The sequence below is a fragment of the Aeropyrum camini SY1 = JCM 12091 genome (genome assembly GCF_000591035.1).
Lineage (GTDB): Archaea > Thermoproteota > Thermoprotei_A > Sulfolobales > Acidilobaceae > Aeropyrum > Aeropyrum camini.
In genome coordinates, this window is sequence record NC_022521.1 from 659812 (window position 1) to 681246 (window position 21435).

Here is a 21435-nt window from a genome sequence, read left to right on the forward strand (position 1 = left end):
ATGATACTTTACGCCCGCCACCATATATCTAGTTAAGCCGGCCCGCTCTACGGGTGGCGGGGGCCTCTGGGTTGCCGGAGTGCGTTGCAGTCAAGCCTGTGGACGGGGAGAGGGCTATACGCATCCTCCGGGAGGCCGGGCTGCTGGATAGGGGGTTCAAGCCCGCCCGGGGCGGGGGGAGGCTGATGCTGCCTGTAGCCAGCACGGCGGAGGCCCTGGAGATCCTCAGGTCCTCGGGCCTCGAGGCCTGGCCCTGCAGCGCCTCCTTCGAGCCGAGGCGGAGGCCCCGGGGGCTGAGGGAGCTGGGGTTCGAGGGGCTCTCGGGATACAGCCTGGTGGGGGATATAGCGGTGTTCAGCAGGAGGGAGGGCGGGCCCGGTGTTGAGGAGTATAGGAGGGCGGCTGAGGTGCTCCTGAGGGAGCAGCCGAGGGTGAGGGCTGTGTACCTGAAGGAGGCCACCGTCGGGGAGCTTAGGGTGCAGAAGCTTATACACCTGGCGGGGGAGAGGAGGACCTGGACCGTCCACAGGGAGTTCGGCCTCGAGTTCGAGGTTGACATAGCGAGGGCCTACTTCAACCCCCGCCTGGCCGGCGAGCACAGGCGGGCCGCCGAGGCTGTGGGGGAGGGGGAGAGGGTTCTGGACATGTTCTCGGGCGTCGGGGGGTTCTCTATACACATAGCGAGCCTCAGGAGGGCCAGCGTGGTAGCGGCGGACATAAACCCCCACGCCGCCCTCCTGGCAGCGAGGAACGCGAGGAGGAACAGGAGGAGGCTCCGGGGGAGGGTCTCGGTCCTCAGGGCCGACGCCCGCCTCCTACCAGGCATCCTTCAGCCGGTTTTCACCACAATAATAATGAACCACCCCACAGCCTCCCACACCTTCGCCTGGGAGGCCTGCAGGCTCGCGGGCAGCAGCGGGGCGAGGGTGCTCTTCTACAGGCTCTCTGAGAGCTGCCCCCAGGCTGTGGAAGACGCCATCGAGGCCTTCGCCCGCACACCCTGCTGCCGAAGGGTGGAGGCGGGGTGGTGCAGGAGGGTTCTCGAGTACAGCCCCTCAGCCGCGGTTTACAGGGTCGAGGTTGAGGTGGAGCCCAGGCGGGTGTAAAAACCCCTCTTCAAACCCCCGGGGGAGGGGGTGGGTTTGGAGTTAGTCTACGTCGGCCGCCTCGCCGGCCTCGTGCTTGACCTTCGGCTTGTAGCCCATCTCCACGGGCTTGAACCTGTCCTTCAGCCTCTTGAGGACCTCGGGCAGGGTTGTGTACTCCATCTCCTCCGGGCCTAGCCTGTGTGGCATGAAGGGGCCGTGCCTCCTGATGTAGTCCGCTATCATCTGGGCCTGCCTCCTCGCCTCGTCGAAGGCCGGGTCGTCGAAGAGGTCTGCGGGGCCTATGAGCTCGCCGTTCTTCACCTGGAAGCCGAGGGCTATGACCCTGGGGGGCCCGTCGAACCTGGAGACCTTAGAGTCCTTCAGGCCCACCGGCATTAGGGGGCCGTGGTGGCTTCCCCTCATCCACCCGGCGACTAGGTGTGGGAAGGCGAAGGGCTCGAGGACCTCGCCCACAGCCGGGAACCCGCTCTGCGCCCTGACTATCATAACCGGGTCGTCCTTACCCACGTACCTCCCCGCTATTAGGCTTAGCCTCTCGCTGCTCACCACAGCCGCTATCTCCCTGTCGCTCTTCCTGTACACCCTCTTAACGACGTACCTGCTGGGGGTCCCGATGAGGGCTAGGAGGTCGTAGATCTCCTCCGGCGCCCTGAGCTCCACCGCCTTGCCCTCGAACACGTCGAGGACCTCGAATATGAAGCCGTCGTGGAGCCTCGGGTCTATGACTAGGCCGGCTGTGTTGAAGGGGTCGGCGAATATCTTGTAGAGGGGGAGGTTGAAGGCGCCCGGCTCCGTCTTGTCGGCCATGAAGACCACTATCGGCTCGCTAGGCCTCTCCACAAACTCCATCTCAGCAACCCCGGGGCCCAGGCCGCGTATGTTACCGCTGAAGGCGTCGCTCAACAGGTCCTGGCCCGCGGCGTAGAGGCCGAGGTCCTTGGCAACCTTGGTCGCCTCTCTGAACGCCGTCCATGCTAGCTCGTGTACCTCGGGGTTGTCGACCCCCTTGAAGTGGGTCATGATGAGCTGTAGGTCGTCGCCGGCGTTGGTCACGTAGAAGCTCTTAATAACCCCCTTCCTCTTAGCCTCCGCGAGAACCCTGCTGGCCGCTAGTATGGTGTCGGGGTGCACCCTATGGTGGCCCGCGAGGCTACCTATATCCGCCTTTATAACGCTCACAGTCGTGGTCCTAGCCTCCGACAAAACACAACACCTCCGAGCACGCAGAAAGCCATAAACTATAGTGTGGAGCGAGGCCCCATAAACACCCGCCCATAGCCAGCACCCCCAGCCCCCTCCGCGGCGGTAATACCCCCTCAGGTCTACCCGTATTACCCTGGGAGGCGGGTAAGCCGCCTCTAGCCCCCTCCGCCCAGGGGCCATGGTTTTCAGCGTCCACCCTCCAAATCATCAGTACGGGCTTGAGGTGTTAGGGTCGGCTGCCCGCCAGCGCCTCAAGAGGGGTAACGGCTCCCGTATCCACAGCCTCATCCAGGGCACCGTGGCTTCGTGGCTCTCCTCCAGGGGTTTCGACGTGTACCCTGAGGAGAGGCTTGGGGAGGACCTGGTTGCCGATATCTATGCTGAGAGCCCCTGGGCTACTGTGATAGTCGAGGTTGAGACGGGGTTTATAGACCCGAGGGCCCTGGACAGGCCTGAGGTCTACCTGCTGGCGAGGGTGGTGGCGAAGGCCTCCAGGTACTCGAGGTACGCGGACTACTTCACAGTCGCCATACCCTCCTACCTCTCCCTCGACGAGGCCGCGCTGAGGGCGGTACTCTCGGGGGACCCCACCCCCCTGGGGGCTGGGGGGGCGTGGGAGGTCCTCGCCCTTGTGAGGCGGCCCAGGCCCGGGGGCCTGCAGGAGGCCAGGGTTGACGCTATACTGAGGGTGAACGTTACGAGGCGCAGCGTCCAAGTGGAGCCCCTGAGGAGGGGCCTGCTCCTCTAGATGGTGGGCTGCCCCTTCTCCGTGACCACCACAACCCCGCCGCGGAGGGCGTAGAAGGTGTGCTCCGCCTGGGCTACGAGGCCACCTCCAGCCTCTATCAGCACGGGGTAGCCGTGGAGGGCTCCCAGTCTTGCCAGGAGCTTGACGGCCCTCTCCACCTCCTCGTCGCCCGCCATACCCTTGAGCCATCTGGGCGTGAAGGGCAGGGTCTTGTACTTCTCGGCGACATGCCTGAGTATCCTCTCCTCCAGCCCCCCTAGCATCGTCCTGGGCCTCCTCCCGGTGTAGGCGTATATGTTTACCGTGGACCCCTCCCTCACGAGGCCCCTGCCGTTGGTGGCGAAGGGCTCTATCGCGAAAGTCATACCAGGCTTCACCCTATGTATCCAGGCAGTCCTGTCGCCGTAGTTGGGTATGCTGAGGCCGGCGTGTATGACGTACCTGTCTATAGTGTGGCCCGATAGGTTCTTGACAACCTTGAACCCCCTCCTCCTCACCGTCTGCTCAACCGCCCTGCCTATATCGTAGAACCTCACACCCGGCTTGAGAACCTTCATGGCGGCCTGGAGCCCCTCGACACTCGCATCCACAAGCCCCCTCGGCCCGCCGCCGAGGTCGACGGTGACGGCGGTGTCGGCTATATAACCCTCAACGGCGGCCCCCACGTCGAGCTTCACAACACTCCCCTCGGCTATGGTGCAGTCGTCCCTAAGCCCCGGGGTGTAGTGGGCTGCAACGCTGTTCAGGGATATGTTGCAGGGGAACGCGGGGACTGCCCCCAGGCTCCTGATTCTCTCCTCAACCAGCTCGCACACCCTCCTACAGCTCTCCCCGGCCTCCACAAGCCCCGCGGCGTACTCCCTAACCTCCGCGGCTATCCTGCCGGCCTCGAGAAGCATCTTAGGCGGCTCCTGCTCCAACGCCAACCCCCCAGAGACCAGCGGGGGGTTTGAGAGCCTTATTATCGCCTGGCCCCCAACAATATACTCTACGGTGCTGTGCCATGGCGAGGCTCACATACCTCGGCCACGCGGCCTTCCAGCTTGAGGCCGGTGGGAGGAAGATACTTATCGACCCCTGGCTCTCCAACCCGAAGAGCCCTGTGAAGCCTGAGGAGGCCCGGGGGATTGACCTTATAGTCATAACCCACAGCCACTTCGACCACCTGGGCGACGTGGGTAAGATAGCGGCGAACAACCCGGGGGCCAAGGTCCTCGCGGTCTACGAGGTGGCCGACCTGGCGGCGGAGGAGATTGCAAAGGAGACTGGCGCCAGCAAGGAGGAGCTGTTCAACAGCGGCAGGGTGATAGGGGCTAACATCGGGGGGCCTGTGGTGCTCCAGGACCTCGGCCTCAAGGTGGCGTTCACACCCGCCACCCACAGCAGCGTGGGCGTGGCGGCCGGCGCGGTGATAATAACCGGGGAGGGCAGGGTCTACCACGCGGGCGACACTGGGGTTACCATGGACATGAGGCTTATAGGCGAGATCTACAAGCCCCACGTAGCCCTGCTACCCATAGGAGGCCACTTCACCATGGACCCGGTGGAGGCGGCCAAGGCCGTGGAGCTCCTCAGGCCCCTTGTGGCTATACCCATGCACTACGGAACCTTCCCCGTCCTCTACGGAGACCCAGAGGAGTTCAAGAAGAGGGTCGAGGAGAAGTGCCTGCCCACGCAGGTTAGGATACTGAAGCCGGGGGAGAGCTACGAGTTCGACTTCTCCAAAGCCTAAACCCCCAACTTTTCACATGGTGGCTTCTAGACGGCGTAGTACAGCTTCCTGGCCCTCTGCATCCTGTCAAGGTAACTCCCCTCCTTGTTCAGCCTCGGCCTGCCAGTCTGCTCGTCCTTCCTGACAGTCACCCCCAGGTTCTGGAGGAGGAGGTTCATCCCCTCCTTCACCGGCCTAGGGTCGTCCACGTGGCCCCTCACCCCGGGCTCGCCCGAGACTAGCATTATCCTGTCGCTCACGTAGTCCAGTATCATGAGGTCGTGCTCCACTACGAGGGCGGCTGCCTCCCTCGTCTCCACAACCCTCCTGATAGCCCTCGCCACGCCAACCCTCTCCTCCACGTCAAGGTAGGCGCTGGGCTCGTCTAGGAGGTAGACGTCGGCCTCCCTAGCCAGGGCCGCGGCAACTGCGACCTTCTGCATCTCCCCCCCGCTCAGCGTCCTCACCCTCCTGTCGAGCAGCTTGTCCAGCCTCATCCTCTTAACAAGCTCCAGGTTTAGCCAGGAGCCCGGCGCCAGGGCGGAGGGGTTCGCCGCCTTGAGGACCTGCTCGACTGTGGCGTCGGGGAGGCTCTCAGGGCTTATGTACTGGGGCTTGTAGCTGACCCTGAGGTCCTCGACGTACGGGTAGACAGCCCCCTCGGCGGGCTTCAGCACGCCTGCTAGGGTTTTGACGAACGTCGTCTTCCCTATACCGTTAGGCCCTGCGACCCCTATGACCTCGCCGCCGTGGAGCGCCCCCTCCCCCGAGGTTAGTGTGAACCCGTCTAGGGCTACCCTGAGGCTGGTCCACCCTACTATCCTCCTCCTAGACGCCTCCCTCCCAGCCCCCGGGGCTGTGGCGGGGGCTGCCTCGGGGGCGGGCTTCCTGAAGAGTATCGGCTCCTTCCTCAGCCTTATGTTCTCGGCGGGGAGGTAGCCCTGGAGGAACACGTTTATACCCTCCTTGGTTGAGTAGGGCTTCGACACTATGCCGTATGCCCCGGGCTCGCCGTAGAGTATGTGGACCAGGTCGCTCACGTAGTCTAGCACGGCGAGGTCGTGCTCCACCACCAGCACATAGGCCCCCGGCTTCGCGGCCCCCGCTATGAGCCTGGCCATCCTCATCCTCTCCCTAATGTCCAGGTAGCTGCTGGGCTCGTCGAAGATGTAGACGTTGGCGTCCCTGCTCAGAACGGCTACGATGAGCATCTTCTGTAGCTCGCCGCCGCTGAGCTGCCTGACGTCCCTGTCGAGCACCCTGTCCAGGCCGACCTGCTGGGCCAGCTCCAGGGCGATGCCCCTCTCGTCAGCCCTCTGCAGCAGGTCTCTAACCCTCCCCTTCAGCCTCCTAGGCACGAGCTCGACGTACTGTATCTTATGGGCTATCCTCAGCTTCCCGTCTACGAGCTTCTTGAAGTAGGTCTGGAGCTCGCTCCCCCGGAACCTCCTGAGTATCTCATCCCACCCGGGCTCCCCGCCCTCAACCCTCCCCAGGTTGGGCTTGAGCTCCCCCGCCAGTATCCTGAGGGCCGTAGTCTTCCCCGTGCCGTTCCTCCCGAGGAGGCCCACGACCTGGCCGTCCCTGGGTATGGGGAGGCGGAAGAGCTTGAACCCGTTGACCCCATACCTGTGGACCGCCTCCTCCTCAAGCTCCATTGGCAGGTTGACGATGTAGATGGCGTCGAAGGGGCATGCCTTGACGCATAGGGCGCAGCCTATGCAGGCGTCCTCGTATATGACAGGCTTACCCCTGCTAGCGGTATCCGCCTCTATCGCCACTCCCCTCCCGCTCTTGTTGACCGGGCAGACGGCTATACACTCGTAGCTACACTTCTTTGGCTTGCACGTGTCGTAGTCTATCACAGCGAGCCTCAGCCTCAAGCCCCCCTGCAAACCTTCCACACCCTATCTAGACTCCATTGTCGCCAGGCGCACTAATACATGGGCCCTGGCCTGCGGCACCTCCCGGCTGCATTTGGGTATAAAAGGCTGTGGCCACTCTGGTTATATACATTGGCTGGGCCGTGAAGTCTGTAGGGTATGGTTATAGGTGTCTGTGCTGCAGGAGTCTATGGGGGTTCACCTGAGGTGGTCTTGGAACTGGCTTCCCTGCCTGAATGGATCTCGGCTATAAGCCAGCTGCTGCTCGTCCTGATATTCGTCGCCCTCTTCACCGGGGCTAACCAGAGGATACAGGTCTACCTATGGAGCAGGGATATAAGGTCTAAGCTGGTTATTCTCGAGTCCTTCGCTAACGACGCTAGGAGGAGGACGGTCGAGTATATGGTATCTAAGGGGGCTAGGGATGCGGAGTCCCTCGTCTCGAGGCTGGCGGACTTCTTCGTCATATCGCCGGTGGACATCGAGCCTGTGGACATTATAAGGAGGCTCGAGCACCTGGTGAACCTCAGGTCCAGGAGGTTTAAGGAGGAGGTCGCCAGGCACATGCCGGAGGCGGACGAGGTTTCGAGGAGCAAGGCGGAGGTGGCGCTGGAGATAGCCAGCGCCCTCTCCTTCATCCACAAGTATGTGAGGCACATCCTCCTCACGGGGGAGAAGACGAGGAACTGGATCCTCATCATGCAGCTCCAGCTCATAATGCCTATGATACTTAAGATTGCAGACACGTATAGGAGGGCGTTGAACGACTTCCTCAAGGGCGTCCCCATAGGAGACTCCGCCGGCCCCATGGTAGCCCTGAGGCTCGCGGGCTTGGGCGCCAGGTGGGAGAGGATTGAGGAGGAGACTGTCTACACCGTCGCGGACGTCGAAGGCAGGAAGGTCTACATAGTCAAGGCTGAGGGGCCGGGCAGCAGCGTGGGGAGGCCCGGGTCGGCGACGGAGAGGCTCATAGAGAAGCTTGTGGCCCAGGGGAGGAAGCCCAGGCTCCTGGTGACTGTGGACGCCGCCCTGAAGCTCGAGGGGGAGGAGACTGGGAGCGTGGCCGACGGTGTCGGGGCAGCCATAGGCGATATAGGGCCGGAGAAGATTAGGTTCGAGAGGATAGCCGTCAAGTACGGGATACCCCTGAGGGCTGTGGCTATAAAGATGGGGCTGGAGGAGGCTATACTGGGGATGACGGAGAAGATTGTGAAGGGCGTTGAGAAGGCTGTGGAGAGGGTGAGGGAGATAATAAGGGGCGAGTCGAAGCCCGGCGATATAGTGGTTGTCGTGGGAGTGGGGAACACTGTGGGGGTGGGTCAGTAGTGCCCCTCCTACCCTTCATGGACGACTCCCCCCTCGCCTGGCTCCAGCCGCTTATACTGGCGGCCGTCCTCCTACTCACTATACTCCTCATGCTCAGGCAGGCGGGGGAGATGAAGAGGCTGGAGGAGGCCGCCTCCAGGAGGAGGGAGTTCATAACCATACTGGACTGCGGCGGGAGGGAGGTGAGGAGGCCCTTCAGGGAGGGCGAGTACGTCGGAGCCCGGGCCGAGGGGTGCGACGGGGAGGCCGGGGTTGTTAAGGCTATAGTGGTGAAGCCTGAGGAGGAGAAGAGGGATAGGGGTAAGGGTATAAGGGGGTTACTCAGACTATAACCCCCCGGGATGCCGGGTCATGGCTAAGTATGTGGTAACCTCTGCGTGGCCCTACGTCAACCACGTCCCCCACCTAGGCACTCTCATAGGAAGCGTGCTCAGCGCCGACATCTACGCGCGCTACCTCAGGCTCCGGGGTAGGGAGGTCGTCTTCGTCAGCGGGAGCGACGAGCACGGGACGCCGATAGAGCTTGAGGCCAGGAGGAAGGGGGTCGAGCCCAGGGAGCTGACGGACCAGGTCCACGAGTACGATGTTAAGATGTGGAGGGAGTACAGGATATCCTTCGACAACTACAGCCGCACCGAGAGCCCGGTGCACAAGGAGTTTGTGATGGAGTTTATGAGGAAGCTTGAGGAGAACGGCTACATATTCAGCCAGGAGGAGGTCCTCCCCTACTGCGAGAAGGATAAGATGTTCCTCCCCGACAGGTTCGTCGAGGGCACCTGCCCCTACTGCGGCTACGAGAGGGCCCGCGGAGACCAGTGCGACGAGTGCGGCAGGCTCCTCCACCCCACGGAGCTGAAGAACCCTCGGTGCGCCCTATGCGGCTCTAAGCCTGTCTACAAGTCTACCAGACACTGGTTCATAGACCTGAGGAGGGTTCAGGACAGGCTCCTCAAGTGGCTGGAGGGCCACGGGGAGCTGCAGGATAGTGTGAAGAAGTATAGTATAAACTGGGTGGCCCAGGGGCTTAAGCCCAGGAGCGTGACCCGCGACCTCTCCTGGGGTGTGCCCGCGCCGTTCAAGGGGGCCGAGGGCAAGACAATCTACGTGTGGTTCGACGCCCTCCTCGGCTACGTGAGCGCGACGAAGGAGCTGTTCATAATGAGGAGGGGGGACCCGGAGGAGTGGAAGAGGTGGTGGTGGGACAGCGGGACGAGGACGGTCTACTTCATAGGGAAGGATAACATACCGTTCCACGCCATAATACTCCCCGCCCTATTCCTTGCGAGCCACGACCCCTACGTCCTGCCCTGGAGGATAAGCGCGACGGAGTACCTGATGTACGAGGGCCAGCAGTTCAGCAAGAGCAGGAGGATAGGCGTGTGGATAGACGAGGCCCTGGAGATAGCGCCGGCGGACTACTGGAGGTGGGCCCTGGCGAGGATGAGGCCCGAGGCCAGGGACACCAACTTCACGTGGAAGGAGTTCTACAGGATCGTTAACACCGAGCTTAACGACGATATAGGCAACTACGTCAACAGGGTGCTGAGCCTCGTCAGGAGCAGGATGAGCGGCGTCGCCCCCGAGCCCGAGGACCTCGGCGGGCACCAGGGGTTCGTAGATAGGGTTAGGAGAGCCGCCTGGAGGGTGGCTGAGGACCTGGAGGAGATTAGGATAAAGAGGGCGACGGAGGGGATACTGGAGATAGCCAGGGAGGGGAACGCCTACCTGAACAAGACGCAGCCCTGGAAGCTCCTGGCCGAGGATAGGGAGGAGGGTGTGAAGGCCCTCTCAGCAGCCCTCTACGCTGTGAAGACACTGGCCCACCTCCTAGCCCCCTTCACCCCCGACGCCGCCGAGAGGCTGTGGAGCATGCTCGGCCTCGCCGGTAGCGTGCACGAGGCGGTGTGGGACGAGTGGCTAGACCGCCCCCTCCCCGGGGGGGCGAGGATAGTTAGGGTGGAGCCCCTCTTCAAGAAGCTCCCCGACGACTTCCTCGATAGGGTGGACGAGATAGTGGAGGAGGCTAGGAGGAGGGCCCTGGAGAAGAGGCCCCCCCTCCTCAGGGACTAGCACCATACCTACTAAACTCTTTAATAGCCCTATACCCCATTGACCAGGTGGGGGTTGGTGTGTGATGAGCGTTCCACAGGCGAGGGAGGCGAGGAGGATAGACCTTGGAGAGATGGGCTGGGGGGAGGTGCAGGTAGACTTCTACAACCCCCTCGTGAAGCGGAGGGAGATAGTTATGATGCTCCACCACGAGCTGAAGCCCACTCCCATGAGGATCATTCTCAGGCAGAAGCTAGCCGAGGTCCTCGGGGTGGACATCAAGAGGGTGTACATCAGGAATATAAAGACGGGGTACGGCGCCGGGCTTAGCAGGGTGAGGGTCCACGTCTACGACACCCCCGAGAGGGCCCTCTCCTTCGAGCCCAAATACGTGATAGAGAGGAACGGGGGCGTAAACCCGTTCGAGGAGGCTGAGGGGTGACGGCGGGTGGCTGAGAAGAAGGAGCTCAAGACATACGTCCACAGGCTATACGAGGTCGACTACGAGAAGGGGGTTATAAGGCTGAAGAACAGGCGCTGCCCACGCTGCGGCAGCATAATGGCCCACCACATGAAGCCGGTTGAGCGGTGGCACTGCGGGAAGTGCGGCTACACAGAGTTCGTAACGAAGAAGAAGTAGAAGCCCGGCCCCGCCCCCCGGGGGCGGGGGGGCTATACCCAAGGGTCTGGGGTTCTCTGATGCCGCCTAAGGGGGCTGGGGAGGTCCTCGTCCTGGGCATAGAGTCCACGGCCCACACATTCGGGGTGGGGATAGTCTCCACCAGGCCCCCCATAGTGAGGGCTGACGTTAGGAGGAGGTGGACGCCTAGGGAGGGGGGTATACTCCCTAGGGAGGTGGCCGAGTTCTTCAGCCTCCACGCTGGGGAGGCGGTTGCGGAGGCCCTGGGGGAGGCTGGGGTTTCCATCGGTGATATCGACGCGGTGGCCGTTGCTCTGGGGCCTGGTATGGGGCCCGCGCTTAGGGTTGGGGCTACGGTTGCGAGGGCCCTCTCCGCCAAGTACGGGAAGCCCCTGGTGCCTGTGAACCACGCCGTCGCCCATGTCGAGGCCGCTAGGTTCTCCACTGGCCTCCGCGACCCCGTGGCCCTCTATGTTGCAGGCGGTAACACCACTGTCGTCTCCTTCGTCGCTGGGAGGTACAGGACTTTCGGGGAGACCCTCGACATAGCCCTGGGGAACCTCCTCGACACCTTCGCCAGGGAGGCTGGTATAGCGCCCCCCTACGTTGTGGGGGGGCTTCACGCTGTAGACAGGTGCGCCGAGGGGGGCGGGTTCGTGGAGGGCATACCCTACGTTGTCAAGGGGCAGGACGTCTCCTTCAGCGGCATACTCACAGCCGCGCTCAGGCTCCTACGCGGGGGGGCTAGGCTCCGGGACGTGTGCTACACACTCAGGGAGGTTGCGTTCTCCAGCGTGGTGGAGGTCACCGAGAGGTGCCTCGCCCACACCGGCAAGAGGCAGGCCACCCTGACGGGGGGTGTGGCGGCCAACAGGCTTCTCAACGAGAAGATGGGCCTCATGGCCCGGCTCCACGGCGCCGCCTACAAGCCGGTTGACGTTATGCTCAGCGGCGACAACGGAGTTATGATAGCCCTCACAGGCCTCGCCGCCTACCTCCACGGCGTCACCATAGACCCGGGGGAGGCGTATATAAGGCAGAGGTGGAGGATAGACGAGGTGGACATACCATGGTACCCCTGGCTCCCTGGAGACCCGCCGCCGGGCTAGAGGGCCTCCCCCTCCTGAAGAGGGGGGCTGAGGCTGAGATCAGGCTGGGAGAGTTCATGGGCCTCCCGGCCGTGTTCAAGCTCAGGGTTAGAAAGCCCTACATGCACCCCAGGCTGGCTGAGAGGCTTGTCAGGCTGAGGACCAGGAGGGAGGCCCGGGTTATAGCTGCTGCGAGGGCCGCGGGGGTCAGCGCCCCAGCCCTCCTGGCGGTGTTCCCCAGCATGGGGTTGATAGTGATGGAGCATGTGGAGGGCCCCCTACTCAAGGAGGTTATTGACCGGCGGGGACTCGAGGCCGGGGGGCTTGTGGAGGAGGCGGGCTACAACCTAGGCCTCCTCCACAGGGCTGGCGTGGTGCACGGCGACCCCACCACCTCGAACTACATTGTGAGGGGGGGTGGGGTCGTGTTGATAGACTACGGGCTGGCGGAGTTCAGCTCCAGCGTCGAGGACAGGGCTGTTGACCTCCACCTCTTCAGGAGGGCTGTGGAGAGCACCCACGCCCCCCTGGCGGGAGAGCTTTACAGCCTCTACACCCGCGGCTACCTGAGGGCCGTGGGGGAGGGGGGTGTGGAGGTGCTGCGGAGGGCTGAGGAGATCAGGCTGAGGGGGAGGTATGTGAGGGAGAGGCGGAGGAGCGTGTGGGGCGTTGGCTAGGAGGATCCTCCTCGTCACGGGGAACAGGGGTAAGCTGGAGGAGGCGAGGGAGGTCCTCGGGGAGTACGGGGTGGAGGTTGAGCAGGCCCAGGCCTGGAAGCTGGAGGTCCAGTCGGAGAGCCTGGAGGAGATAGCGCTCCAGGCCGCCAGGATCGCCTACGCCCAGCTCCGCAGGCCTCTCGCCGTGGAGGACGCCGGCCTCTTCATAAACGCTCTAAACGGGTTCCCCGGCCCCTACAGCAGCTACGCCTACAAGACCATAGGCATACCCGGCGTCCTCAGGCTGTTGGAGGGAGCGGCGGATAGGAGGGGGTGCTTCAGGGCGGCTGTGGCCTACATAGCCCCCCTGGTGGAGAGGGTTTTCACAGGGGAGGTCTGCGGCTCCATAGCCAGGGAGCCCCGGGGCTCCCAGGGGTTCGGGTTCGACCCGATATTCATCCCCGAAGGCTACACCAGGACCTTCGCCGAGCTGGGGCCGGGTGTTAAGAACAGGATAAGCCACCGTGCCAGGGCCTTCAGGAGGCTGGGGGAGTGGCTCTCCCGGAGGGATCCTTTATAATCCCTCGGCTAAACCCTATTCTAGCCCGGGCTGACGCTGTCTGTAGAGTGTGAGGTGTGTAGACTGTGAACAAGAGGAGGGAGAAGGGCCAGTCCCACTCCACCAGACCCCCGCACCCCCAGCCGCCCCAGTGGCTCGTGTTCACCCCCGAGGAGATAGAGCTGCTCATAGCCGAGCTGGCTAAGAAGGGCTACGGGCCGAGCATGATAGGGGTAATACTGAGGGACCAGTATGGCATACCCCTGGTAAAGCCAATACTGGGCAAGGGGGTCAGCGAGGTCCTCAGGGAGAAGGGCCTCCACCCGCCCCTCCCCGAGGACCTCCTAATGCTAATAAGGAAGGCCGTCAACCTGAGGCGCCACCTGGACGAGCACCCTAAGGACTACCACGCCAAGAAGGGGCTCATAGACCTCGAGTCTAAGATAAGGAGGCTAGTCAAATACTACAAGAGGAGGGGAGTACTACCCCCCGACTGGAAGTACGACCCCGAGGCGGCCAAACTCCTGGTATCAACGTAAAACCACTAATGACCCCTAGGCGGCCTCCATAGCCAGCAGCTCCACGCCGCCACGGCCCACAGCCACCCACCTCCCAACACCCCAGGCGGGAAGAGGATTTAACGCGTGGGAGGCGGTTTCCTAACCCCTCTAGGGACAAACAGCTAGCCCACTGGCCGCCCCAGTTTCAACAGGACCAGCTTCAGGCCTTCACTTGGCTCCTAAACTATTATTCGAGCCCTGCAACCTAGGTTTCCCGCTTTAAAAATTATAACATAGCTAGGCTGTAACACTAGACTAGTAGATGGGGAAGAATTGAGAGATTTGATGCATTCAAGGGGAGATCTGGAGAAGACGGTGTTGCGGATTATCAGACAGATAGTTTTAGAAGAGGCGGTGAAACTGGGTGTGGAGATAGATGAGATTGTGCTGTTCGGTTCTAGGGCGCGAGGCGAGGCTAGGGAGGACAGCGACTACGATATACTTGTTGTTGTAAAGGGGAACGTGGGTAGAGTGGAGAGGAGGATCCTCTCAACAAGGATAGCCTCGAGAGCGGCGAGGGAGCTACTCATCCCTGTGGATGTGATAGTAACAACTGTGGAGCGCTGGCGTAAATACTCTAAAACCGTTGGGACCGTTGAGGAGGCAGCTGCTGGTGAAGGGGGTTCCTTAGTGGGTAATCGGCCGGGGGATAGTGGAACGCTTAAATAACTCTTCAGCCCCTCGTATTCCCGGCTTCAGCAGTGGGTGGTGGGTTGTGCGCCAAACGATCTGGTAGTCGTCAAGTTCGGGGGGAGCATACTCAGGGGCCCCTCAGGCTATAGGGCTGCGGGCCGCCTCGTCCAGGGGCTCCTGGAGTCGAGTCTCAAGCCTGTGGTCGTTGTCTCCGCTGTCAAGGGTGTTACCGACGCCCTCCTCTCCTCCTTTGAGAGGCGTGATCCGAGTGTTGGGGGTGCTGTAGGGAAGATCTATCTCTCGATAGCCAGGGAGCTCGGCCTCCCCGCTGAGTCCTCGAGGGAGGTCAGCCTCGGTGCGGCGGAGCTCTCCAAGCTCCTCTGGGCGGCCGAGGTCCTGGGCCAGTGGACGCCTAGGGTTAGGGATCTCGTGGTCTCCTATGGTGAGAGGCTGAGCGCCAGCCTCATGGCCGGGCTGTTGAGGAGCCTGGGTGTGGAGGCTAGGTGGCTAGGGGGTGGTGAGGCGGGTATAGTGACGGATGGCGAGTTCGGCGACGCGACCCCCCTCTACGGCTACACGGAGGGAGTTATCGGGGAGAGGCTCGAGCCCCTGCTGGACGGGGGGGTTGTCCCCGTGGTCGCCGGCTTCACCGGCGCCACCAGGGGGGGTGATGCCACACTGCTGGGTAGGGGTGGGAGCGACCTCACAGCAACCCTCCTCGCCTCAGCCCTGGGGGCAGGGAGGGTTGTCCTCTACACAGACGTCCCCGGGATACTCAGCGGCGACCCCCGCGTTGTGGAGGGGCCGAGGCGGGTGGGTTATATGAGCTATGAGGAGGCCTGGGAGGTGGCCAGGCTGGGCCTCAGGAAGTTTCACCCCCGGACTTTCGAGCCCCTGATAGCCGGGGGGCTGGGTGTGGAGGTGGTGGTCTCAGACCTCATGGGCTGGAGCACCAGGATAGGCCCGGGGAGGGGTGGGCCGCCGCTTAAGGTAGTCTCCCTCAACGGGGGTGTCGCCAGGCTCGTGGTCAGGGGGCCTAGCATGGCGGGGAAGAGGGGGTTCCTCTCGAGGCTCGCAGGCCTTCTAGCGGGTAGGGGTGTTAACATACTTGCCATAAGGCAGCCGCCCTCCGAGACCGCTATTGAGGTTGTGGTGGGCGAGGAGGACCTCCCCGCCGCTGTGGAGGAGCTCGGCGCCCGCTCTGGCGCGGCGGGTGTTAGGCTGGAGGTTGAGAGGGGGTTGGAGATAGTGAGCCTCGTGGGCTGGGGCGCCGCGGAGGCGCTACCCGAGGCTCTCTCTGCCGCGGAGAAGACGGGCGGCAGGCTGCTCAGCACGGGGGAGCTGAGCCCCAGCATCTCCATACTAGCCCCCGGGAGGTCCTCCCGTGAGCTAGCCAGGCTTCTCCATAGGAGGGTGGTTGAGAGTTGGGTGACAGGGTGAGGGCCGCGGTACTGGGGGCCTCAGGCCTGGTCGGCCAGGTCTTCCTCAGGCTCCTCGAGGGCCACCCCTACTTCGAGGTGGCGGCGGTGGCCTCCAGCCCGGGGAAGGCTGGGTTGGAGGCTGTTGAAGCCATAGACTGGATCCTCCCCGGCGGGCCCCCGGGCTATCTGGAGGGGATGAGTATGTCTAGGCCCGAGCCGGGGGCGCTGAGGAGGGAGGGAGTTGAGCTCGTCTTCTCAGCCCTCCCCTCCCAGGCCGCCGCTGAGCTGGAGCCTGCTCTCGCCAGGGAGGGGCTGGAGGTTTTCTCGAACTCGAGCAACATGAGGCTCTACCCCGACGTCCCCCTGGTCAACGGGGAGGTGAACCCGGGCCACCTGGCGCTGGCTGAGGCCCAGGGGGAGAGGGGTTGGAGGGGTGTTGTGGTGAAGAACCCCAACTGCACCACAGCCATACTGACGCTGGCGCTGAAGCCCATCATGGACGCGGCGGGCCTGAGGGAGGTTCACGTGGCGACGATGCAGGCCATATCCGGCGCCGGGAGGCGGGGGGTGCCCGGCTACGGTATAGTCGACAACATAGTCCCCCACATACCCGGGGAGGAGGGGAAGGTGGAGGCTGAGTCCCGCAAGATACTCGGCAGCCTCCGGGGCGGGAGGCTGGAGCCCGCCGGCTTCAGCGTGGCCGCAACCACCACCAGGGTCCCGGTGCTGGAGGGCCACCTCGAGGTGGTCTACCTCAAGACCCGCCGCCACCTGGGGGCTGAGGAGGCTGTTGAGGTCCTCGAGTCGTTCAGAGGCATCCCCCAGGAGCTGGGCCTCCCCACAGCGCCCACCAGGCCTGTGAGGGTGCTAAGGAGGGAGGACAGGCCCCAGCCCCGCCTGGACAGGATGGCAGGCGGGGGTATGACGGTCTCTGTGGGCAGGGTTGAGGAGAAGGAGGGCGGGTGGCTGAGGATGGTGGTTCTCGGCCACAACCTTGTAAGGGGGGCCGCCGGGGCCGCCCTGCTGGCGGCGGAGCTTTGGCTGCGGAGGGGCGAGTGGATGTGAGGGTCGTCATAGCCGGGTTCGGCAGTGTTGGGAGGAGGCTGGCGAGCCTCCTACTAGAGAGGGGCGGGGCCTATGGCCTCAGCCTGGCCGCCGCCCTCGACTCCCGGGGCCACGCCATCTTCGACACCCCGGGCTGCGTGGAGGAGGCTCTCAAGACGCCCCGCGGAGGCCTCTCGGGGGTTTCCTGCGGCGCCCCAGGCAGCGGCCCGGGTGTGCTGGAGGGGGTGGATTATGACGCCCTGGTGCTCACAACCGCCAGCAGCCCCGCCACAGGGGAGCCGGGGCTGGGCTACGCCCGCGCCGCCCTGGAGGGTGGGAGGGCGGTGGTGGCCGCCGACAAGCCCCCGGTGGCGATGCTCCTGCTGGAGCACGGGGGGCCGCCCCAGGGGCTGTTCTACAAGGCCACAGTCATGGCGGGCACGCCGCTGATAGACCTGCTGAGGGTTGGCCTGGCGGGGAGGAGGGTGTTGAGGGTTGTTGGGGTGCTCAACGGCACCTCAAACTATATACTCAACCTCCTCATGGAGGGGGTGCCGCTGGAGGATGCCGTGGACTCGGCGGCCAGGCTGGGGATAGCTGAGCCCGACCCCTCTGCCGACCTTGGCGGAGTGGACCTCGCCCTCAAAGCCTCGATCATATCCCAGACCCTAGGCTGCCCCCTGGCCCCGGGTGACGTGGAGGTTCGGGGCACGGTTTGGGACGCCGCGGGCTGGGCCCCCGGGCTCCGGGGAGTTGGAGTGGCGGTTAGGTACACGGCAGTGGTGGACGTGGCGGCCTGTAGGGCGGTGGTTGGCCTAACCCTCCACCGTGTGGGGAGCAGGCTCTACAGCCTGCCCGGCAGCCTAAACGCCGCCGTCATCTCCCTCGAAGACTCCACCATCTACCTCGAGGGGCCTGGGGCTGGGCTGGGGGTTACGGCTTCCACCCTCCTGAGCGACCTCGTTCTAGCCTCCAGACCGGGCGGGGCGCCCCCCTATTTCCCCGCGCACCTCTAGAACTTTCCCCTGGGTGCGGGCCTGGGGTGTTTAAGGTTAGGCTTTCTCCCGGCGGCGAGTTTGAGAAGGGTTTTGAGGCGGCGTCCAGCGGGTTCAGGCGGGTGGTGGAGGCTGCGGAGGGTGCTGGGGGGGTTGTGAGGATATACTCCTACCCCTCTAGGGACGCCCTGCTGGCGGGGGCCTACCTCTTCAAGAGGCTCCTGGCCCTCGGGCTGAGGCCTGTGGCGGGTGTGAGTGTGAAGCCTCCCCCCGTTGTCTCGCCCACGGTGCTCCTCGGCTACGACGGCCTCCAGTACAAGGCCACGGAGGTCGAGCACCCGGTGCTCGCAGTCTCCTCGGGTGAGCTGCGGGGGACGCCGGTTATGAACGTCCATATGGTTGAGGCTGAGGGGAGTGTGAGCGCGGCGGCGGCCATAGCCTCTTCCGAGGTGGTCGGCTACCGTGGCTCCTGGGACGTGATGGTGGCTCTCGCGGGCTGCATGGCGGGGAGGTATGTGGAGAGGAACGGGAGGTTCCACGGGCTGGATAGGATGCTCCTCGACGAGCTGGGGAGGATAGAGGTGTACAGCCTCGAGGTCCTCACCAGCCTGAAGGCGTATAAGCCCATGGAGGGCGGGGTTTGCGAGGCGATAGCCAGGACGGTCAACCCCTACTACCCCAAGATGACGGGCGACCCGGGGTACTGTGTCGAGGTCCTCAGGGGGGAGGGGCTCGAGGGGCTGGCCTCAAGGAGCCTCTACAGCGTCACCGACAGGGACGAGCTCGGCAGGCTCGTCTCCACCATACTATCCCACGTATCCCGCTACACCCAGAGGCTGGAGGGGGAGGAGCTTGTGGAGGAGTATGTGGGCGGCTACCCCATATCCACAGCACCCGGAGCGCCCGTTGCTGACGCGAGGATGGCACTCGACGCCCTCACCATGGCTATGGAGCTCGGGGGGCTGGAGGGGCTGCTGGCCACTGTGATGGACCTGGAGAGGGAGTACCCGATAGCGGAGGCGGCCCTCGAGGACCTGGCCCGGAGGTTCGAGGACCTCCTCTCGAGGCTGAAGCCCAGGAGGGTGAAGAGCCACCCCAGGCTCAGGCTATACCTCCTAGGCCAGGAGGCCCGGGAGGCCCCCCTATACCTGCTCTGGAGGGCCCTCCAGATAACCGGGGTGGTGGAGAGGGACAGCGTTGTAGCCGTGGAGGATGGTGAGGGGGGTGCGGTCGCCAGCGCACCACAGGCTGAGGATGCCCTCGGCGTGGGGAGCGTGAGGAGGATAGTGGAGTCGAGGCTGGGCAGGCTGGAGGGGCTCAGGCTATGGCTCGACACAAGTGCACTGCAGAGATAACCATCCCCGGCGGCCCCGAGATAGCGGGGAGCCTCGAGCCCGACAACATCCAGACACCCCCCTGGCTCAAGGTCTCCTGCACCTCCCCCGGGGAAGTTGTGGTCTGCAGGGTGGAGGTGGAGGGATGCGACAGCCCCAGAAGGATACTCAGCCTAAGGAACACCCTGGACGACCTGCTGAGAAGCTACAGAGCAGCCGCCGACTCCCTAGAAGCCGCGGACAAACACAGAGATAAAAACTAGACACCACACTGGGAGACAATACCCATAGACGTTAAACACTAAATTAACCATTAAAACAAAAATTTAACAAATCCCCACTTTCGTAGGGCTGTATATACGTTTAGATTGGGGTTATGTTTATTAGGTTTGGTTGGACCCCCCTTCTTGTTTGTATATATTTTTGTGTGTGGTTGTTTTTGTATCTCAATGTTTTCCCCTCCGGCGGGGGGAGTATATACTTTTATCTCGTTGGTAAGGGTTATTAGGCTCCGTGTGGACCCCCCATATGGCGAGGCCCCCGGGCTAGGGCTGGGGGCCGTGCAATAAACCCCCGGGGGCCGGGGGTTTATCTATGTGATAGAGTTGACTAGCCTCCCGCCCCCCGGGATGGCAGGGTGGAAAATAGAATATAGTATCGACTGTAGACACTACAACGCACACCAACAAAACCATGTGCAGAATCTTCGAGATAGAATTGCAAGGAGCCGGGGGCGGTGAAATATGCGGCGTGTAGCTTGGCCGAATCTTCGAGATAGAATTGCAAGTCGATATAACACTCGATCTAGCCGCCGTCGAACCAACAGCCGAATCTTCGAGATAGAATTGCAAGTTATCAGCGGCGGAGGGCGCGGCGGATGCTATAACAGATATGCTAGGAATCTTCGAGATAGAATTGCAAGAAGCACACTTTGAGCTCGCTCGCGAGCGGCGAAAAGTCTGTCAAGAATCTTCGAGATAGAATTGCAAGCTACTTTGAGCAAATCTACAAGAGGTTGAGGGCATGGATTAGCTTCGGGAATCTTCGAGATAGAATTGCAAGATCAAGATTATACTAGCTGGAGTGGAGGGTGAGCATGCAGAGTTCCGAATCTTCGAGATAGAATTGCAAGTGTTTCATGGGGTAAACGTAAATTTGCTAAACACACTATGCTATGAATCTTCGAGATAGAATTGCAAGTGTAGAGCTCAGAGAGAGGCTTCTCACCATCCTCGACAGCCTTCCTAACGAATCTTCGAGATAGAATTGCAAGTTTATTATATTAAATACTGTAGTTAGATCTAGCATGTTACCGAATCTTCGAGATAGAATTGCAAGACACTGTTAAAGAGGAAATGAAAGTCGGGGAGTTATCGAACTACATGAATCTTCGAGATAGAATTGCAAGCATGGCCTGGGCTTGACGCCTGAACCTGGCTGTCCAGCTAGAATCTTCGAGATAGAATTGCAAGGGCTAGCCCAGCGCCTGGAAGCACCCTTCATAAACAAGTGCAGGAATCTTCGAGATAGAATTGCAAGATGCGGCTGACAGCTTCCACGTACTTTAGTGCTACTGTATCTGTGAATCTTCGAGATAGAATTGCAAGGTCGTTAAAGTAGCCATTGGTTGGGTCTAGTGCCTGTGCTATCCGAATCTTCGAGATAGAATTGCAAGACTGTATATCCGCTGAATCTTTGCTCCACACCTGGGGCAGGGGAATCTTCGAGATAGAATTGCAAGCTGTGCTGTGTGTTTCGGTTGTGTGGCATATTTTTATAGCCTCGGCTTGGGCATGTTGTGAGGTGGGGATGGCTAGGCTTGGTTAGGGGTGGCATTAGGGATACGTGGAGGCTGAAGAAGTGGTTTAAGGTTGTGGCTCCTCCGCTGTTCGGGGAGACTGTGCTTGGCACCACGCCGGCAGATGATCCGGACAAGCTTATTGGGAGGGTTATGGAGACGACACTGTTCGACATCACTGGCGACTACAGCTATGTCCACGTGAAGATGTACTTCCAGGTTGTGAGGGTCGAGGGTGACACGGCCTACACCAGGTTCAAGGGCCACGAGCTGCTGAGGGACTATATCAGGGGGTTGACGAGGAGGAAGAGCAGCAAGGTCACCGGTATATTCAACGTGTGGACTAAGGACGGCTACGGCCTCAGGGTGACGGCTATGGCGTTCACGAGGCAGCGCTGTAAGACGAGCCAGAAGAGCGCTATTAGGAAGGTGATGCAGGAGGTTGTGGAGCAGAAGGCCAGGGAGTCCACGCTGGACGAGCTGATACAGCTCATGGTGTTCAGCGACCACGAGGGGAGCCTGGCCTACCTGATAGACGAGAGTGCGAGGAAGATATACCCGCTTAGGAAGGTTGAGATCGCGAAGAGCAAGCTACTCTGGGTCCCCGGCCCCAACGGCCCGGAGAAGGCGGTGGTCGTCTCCCCCCTCCAGCTGAGGGCCACGTAACGCCCCGAGGGG

General features: G+C 62.3%; 22 protein-coding genes and 1 CRISPR repeat array. Of the genes, 19 read left to right on the forward strand and 3 right to left on the reverse strand.

Annotated features, from left to right (window positions below; genetic code table 11):
* Window positions 1–71 precede the first annotated feature (71 nt).
* Window positions 72–1106, forward strand: coding sequence for a class I SAM-dependent methyltransferase (locus tag ACAM_RS03640; protein WP_022541454.1), 1035 nt, complete (start codon window positions 72–74; stop codon window positions 1104–1106).
* Window positions 1107–1148: 42 nt separating this feature from the next.
* Here the strand turns inward: ACAM_RS03640 and fbp are convergent, their stop codons facing one another.
* Window positions 1149–2312, reverse strand: a complete 1164-nt coding sequence (gene fbp, locus ACAM_RS03645; protein WP_022541455.1) for a fructose-1,6-bisphosphate aldolase/phosphatase — start codon at window positions 2310–2312, stop codon at window positions 1149–1151.
* 178 nt (window positions 2313–2490) lie between these two features.
* Here fbp and ACAM_RS03650 point away from each other — a divergent pair, with 178 nt between their 5' ends.
* Window positions 2491–3060 carry a hypothetical protein gene (locus tag ACAM_RS03650; RefSeq protein ID WP_148706389.1) on the forward strand — a complete coding sequence of 190 codons (570 nt, stop codon included), beginning with the start codon at window positions 2491–2493 and terminating at the stop codon, window positions 3058–3060.
* Here ACAM_RS03650 and map read toward each other — a convergent pair.
* The gene (gene map / locus ACAM_RS03655; protein WP_232502309.1) at window positions 3057–3986 is read right to left on the reverse strand and encodes a type II methionyl aminopeptidase; all 930 of its coding nucleotides are present in this window, start codon (window positions 3984–3986) and stop codon (window positions 3057–3059) included. The genes ACAM_RS03650 and map overlap by 4 nt on opposite strands.
* Window positions 3987–4063: 77 nt before the next feature.
* Between map and ACAM_RS03660 the strand changes: the two genes are divergently transcribed.
* The gene (locus tag ACAM_RS03660) at window positions 4064–4792 is read left to right on the forward strand and encodes a metal-dependent hydrolase (RefSeq protein WP_022541458.1); all 729 of its coding nucleotides are present in this window, start codon (window positions 4064–4066) and stop codon (window positions 4790–4792) included.
* A gap of 26 nt (window positions 4793–4818) precedes the next feature.
* Here ACAM_RS03660 and ACAM_RS03665 read toward each other — a convergent pair whose 3' ends face one another.
* Window positions 4819–6666 carry a ribosome biogenesis/translation initiation ATPase RLI gene (locus ACAM_RS03665; RefSeq protein WP_022541459.1) on the reverse strand — a complete coding sequence of 616 codons (1848 nt, stop codon included), beginning with the start codon at window positions 6664–6666 and terminating at the stop codon, window positions 4819–4821.
* A 195-nt stretch (window positions 6667–6861) separates the two neighbouring features.
* Between ACAM_RS03665 and ACAM_RS03670 the strand changes: the two genes are divergently transcribed.
* The 16 genes from ACAM_RS03670 to ACAM_RS03745 all read left to right on the forward strand — a co-directional run bounded on the left by ACAM_RS03670 (window position 6862) and on the right by ACAM_RS03745 (window position 21423).
* Window positions 6862–7980 (forward strand): DUF1512 domain-containing protein, encoded by a 1119-nt coding sequence (locus ACAM_RS03670; RefSeq protein ID WP_022541460.1) that lies wholly within the window; start codon window positions 6862–6864, stop codon window positions 7978–7980.
* The gene (locus ACAM_RS03675) at window positions 7980–8312 is read left to right on the forward strand and encodes a hypothetical protein (RefSeq protein WP_022541461.1); all 333 of its coding nucleotides are present in this window, start codon (window positions 7980–7982) and stop codon (window positions 8310–8312) included. The genes ACAM_RS03670 and ACAM_RS03675 overlap by 1 nt, the downstream gene beginning before the upstream one ends.
* A 19-nt stretch (window positions 8313–8331) precedes the next feature.
* Window positions 8332–10050: a methionine--tRNA ligase gene (gene metG, locus ACAM_RS03680; RefSeq protein ID WP_022541462.1), complete on the forward strand. Its 1719-nt coding sequence runs from the start codon at window positions 8332–8334 to the stop codon at window positions 10048–10050.
* A gap of 64 nt (window positions 10051–10114) precedes the next feature.
* The gene (locus tag ACAM_RS03685) at window positions 10115–10471 is read left to right on the forward strand and encodes a 30S ribosomal protein S24e (RefSeq protein WP_022541463.1); all 357 of its coding nucleotides are present in this window, start codon (window positions 10115–10117) and stop codon (window positions 10469–10471) included.
* A gap of 6 nt (window positions 10472–10477) precedes the next feature.
* Window positions 10478–10669 carry a 30S ribosomal protein S27ae gene (locus ACAM_RS03690; RefSeq protein ID WP_022541464.1) on the forward strand — a complete coding sequence of 64 codons (192 nt, stop codon included), beginning with the start codon at window positions 10478–10480 and terminating at the stop codon, window positions 10667–10669.
* Window positions 10670–10728: 59 nt separating this feature from the next.
* Window positions 10729–11778, forward strand: a complete 1050-nt coding sequence (gene kae1 / locus ACAM_RS03695) for a KEOPS complex N(6)-L-threonylcarbamoyladenine synthase Kae1 (RefSeq protein WP_022541465.1) — start codon at window positions 10729–10731, stop codon at window positions 11776–11778.
* Entirely contained in the window at window positions 11739–12434 is a 696-nt protein-coding gene (locus tag ACAM_RS03700) for a Kae1-associated kinase Bud32 (RefSeq protein ID WP_022541466.1), read from the forward strand. The genes kae1 and ACAM_RS03700 overlap by 40 nt, the downstream gene beginning before the upstream one ends.
* Window positions 12427–12993, forward strand: a complete 567-nt coding sequence (locus ACAM_RS03705) for an XTP/dITP diphosphatase (protein ID WP_022541467.1) — start codon at window positions 12427–12429, stop codon at window positions 12991–12993. Before ACAM_RS03700 ends, ACAM_RS03705 begins: the two co-directional genes overlap by 8 nt.
* Before the next feature lie 65 nt (window positions 12994–13058).
* Window positions 13059–13511 (forward strand): 30S ribosomal protein S15, encoded by a 453-nt coding sequence (locus ACAM_RS03710; RefSeq protein WP_022541468.1) that lies wholly within the window; start codon window positions 13059–13061, stop codon window positions 13509–13511.
* A 306-nt stretch (window positions 13512–13817) separates the two neighbouring features.
* Window positions 13818–14201 (forward strand): nucleotidyltransferase domain-containing protein, encoded by a 384-nt coding sequence (locus tag ACAM_RS03715; RefSeq protein ID WP_232502325.1) that lies wholly within the window; start codon window positions 13818–13820, stop codon window positions 14199–14201.
* A 39-nt stretch (window positions 14202–14240) separates the two neighbouring features.
* Window positions 14241–15605, forward strand: coding sequence for an aspartate kinase, monofunctional class (locus ACAM_RS03720; protein ID WP_022541470.1), 1365 nt, complete (start codon window positions 14241–14243; stop codon window positions 15603–15605).
* Window positions 15590–16651: an aspartate-semialdehyde dehydrogenase gene (gene asd / locus ACAM_RS03725; RefSeq protein WP_022541471.1), complete on the forward strand. Its 1062-nt coding sequence runs from the start codon at window positions 15590–15592 to the stop codon at window positions 16649–16651. The genes ACAM_RS03720 and asd overlap by 16 nt, the downstream gene beginning before the upstream one ends.
* Entirely contained in the window at window positions 16624–17646 is a 1023-nt protein-coding gene (locus ACAM_RS03730; protein ID WP_148706391.1) for a homoserine dehydrogenase, read from the forward strand. The genes asd and ACAM_RS03730 overlap by 28 nt, the downstream gene beginning before the upstream one ends.
* A gap of 26 nt (window positions 17647–17672) precedes the next feature.
* Window positions 17673–18980 (forward strand): hypothetical protein, encoded by a 1308-nt coding sequence (locus tag ACAM_RS03735; protein WP_022541473.1) that lies wholly within the window; start codon window positions 17673–17675, stop codon window positions 18978–18980.
* Entirely contained in the window at window positions 18950–19222 is a 273-nt protein-coding gene (locus ACAM_RS03740) for a KEOPS complex subunit Pcc1 (RefSeq protein WP_022541474.1), read from the forward strand. The genes ACAM_RS03735 and ACAM_RS03740 overlap by 31 nt, the downstream gene beginning before the upstream one ends.
* Before the next feature lie 437 nt (window positions 19223–19659).
* A CRISPR array of direct repeats spans window positions 19660–20700; the repeat unit is 24 nt; unit sequence GAATCTTCGAGATAGAATTGCAAG.
* Between the two features lie 78 nt (window positions 20701–20778).
* Window positions 20779–21423, forward strand: a complete 645-nt coding sequence (locus ACAM_RS03745; protein WP_022541475.1) for a 30S ribosomal protein S3ae — start codon at window positions 20779–20781, stop codon at window positions 21421–21423.
* Window positions 21424–21435 lie beyond the last annotated feature (12 nt).

Coding starts and splice junctions, on each gene's coding strand:
- ACAM_RS03700 (WP_022541466.1), top strand. CDS start 11,739: ATGGTACCCCTGGCTCCCTGGAGACCCGCCGCCGGGCTAGAGGGCCTC.
- ACAM_RS03660 (WP_022541458.1), top strand. CDS start 4,064: ATGGCGAGGCTCACATACCTCGGCCACGCGGCCTTCCAGCTTGAGGCC.
- ACAM_RS03685 (WP_022541463.1), top strand. CDS start 10,115: ATGAGCGTTCCACAGGCGAGGGAGGCGAGGAGGATAGACCTTGGAGAG.
- kae1 (WP_022541465.1), top strand. CDS start 10,729: ATGCCGCCTAAGGGGGCTGGGGAGGTCCTCGTCCTGGGCATAGAGTCC.
- ACAM_RS03740 (WP_022541474.1), top strand. CDS start 18,950: ATGGCTCGACACAAGTGCACTGCAGAGATAACCATCCCCGGCGGCCCC.
- metG (WP_022541462.1), top strand. CDS start 8,332: ATGGCTAAGTATGTGGTAACCTCTGCGTGGCCCTACGTCAACCACGTC.
- ACAM_RS03650 (WP_148706389.1), top strand. CDS start 2,491: ATGGTTTTCAGCGTCCACCCTCCAAATCATCAGTACGGGCTTGAGGTG.
- ACAM_RS03715 (WP_232502325.1), top strand. CDS start 13,818: ATGCATTCAAGGGGAGATCTGGAGAAGACGGTGTTGCGGATTATCAGA.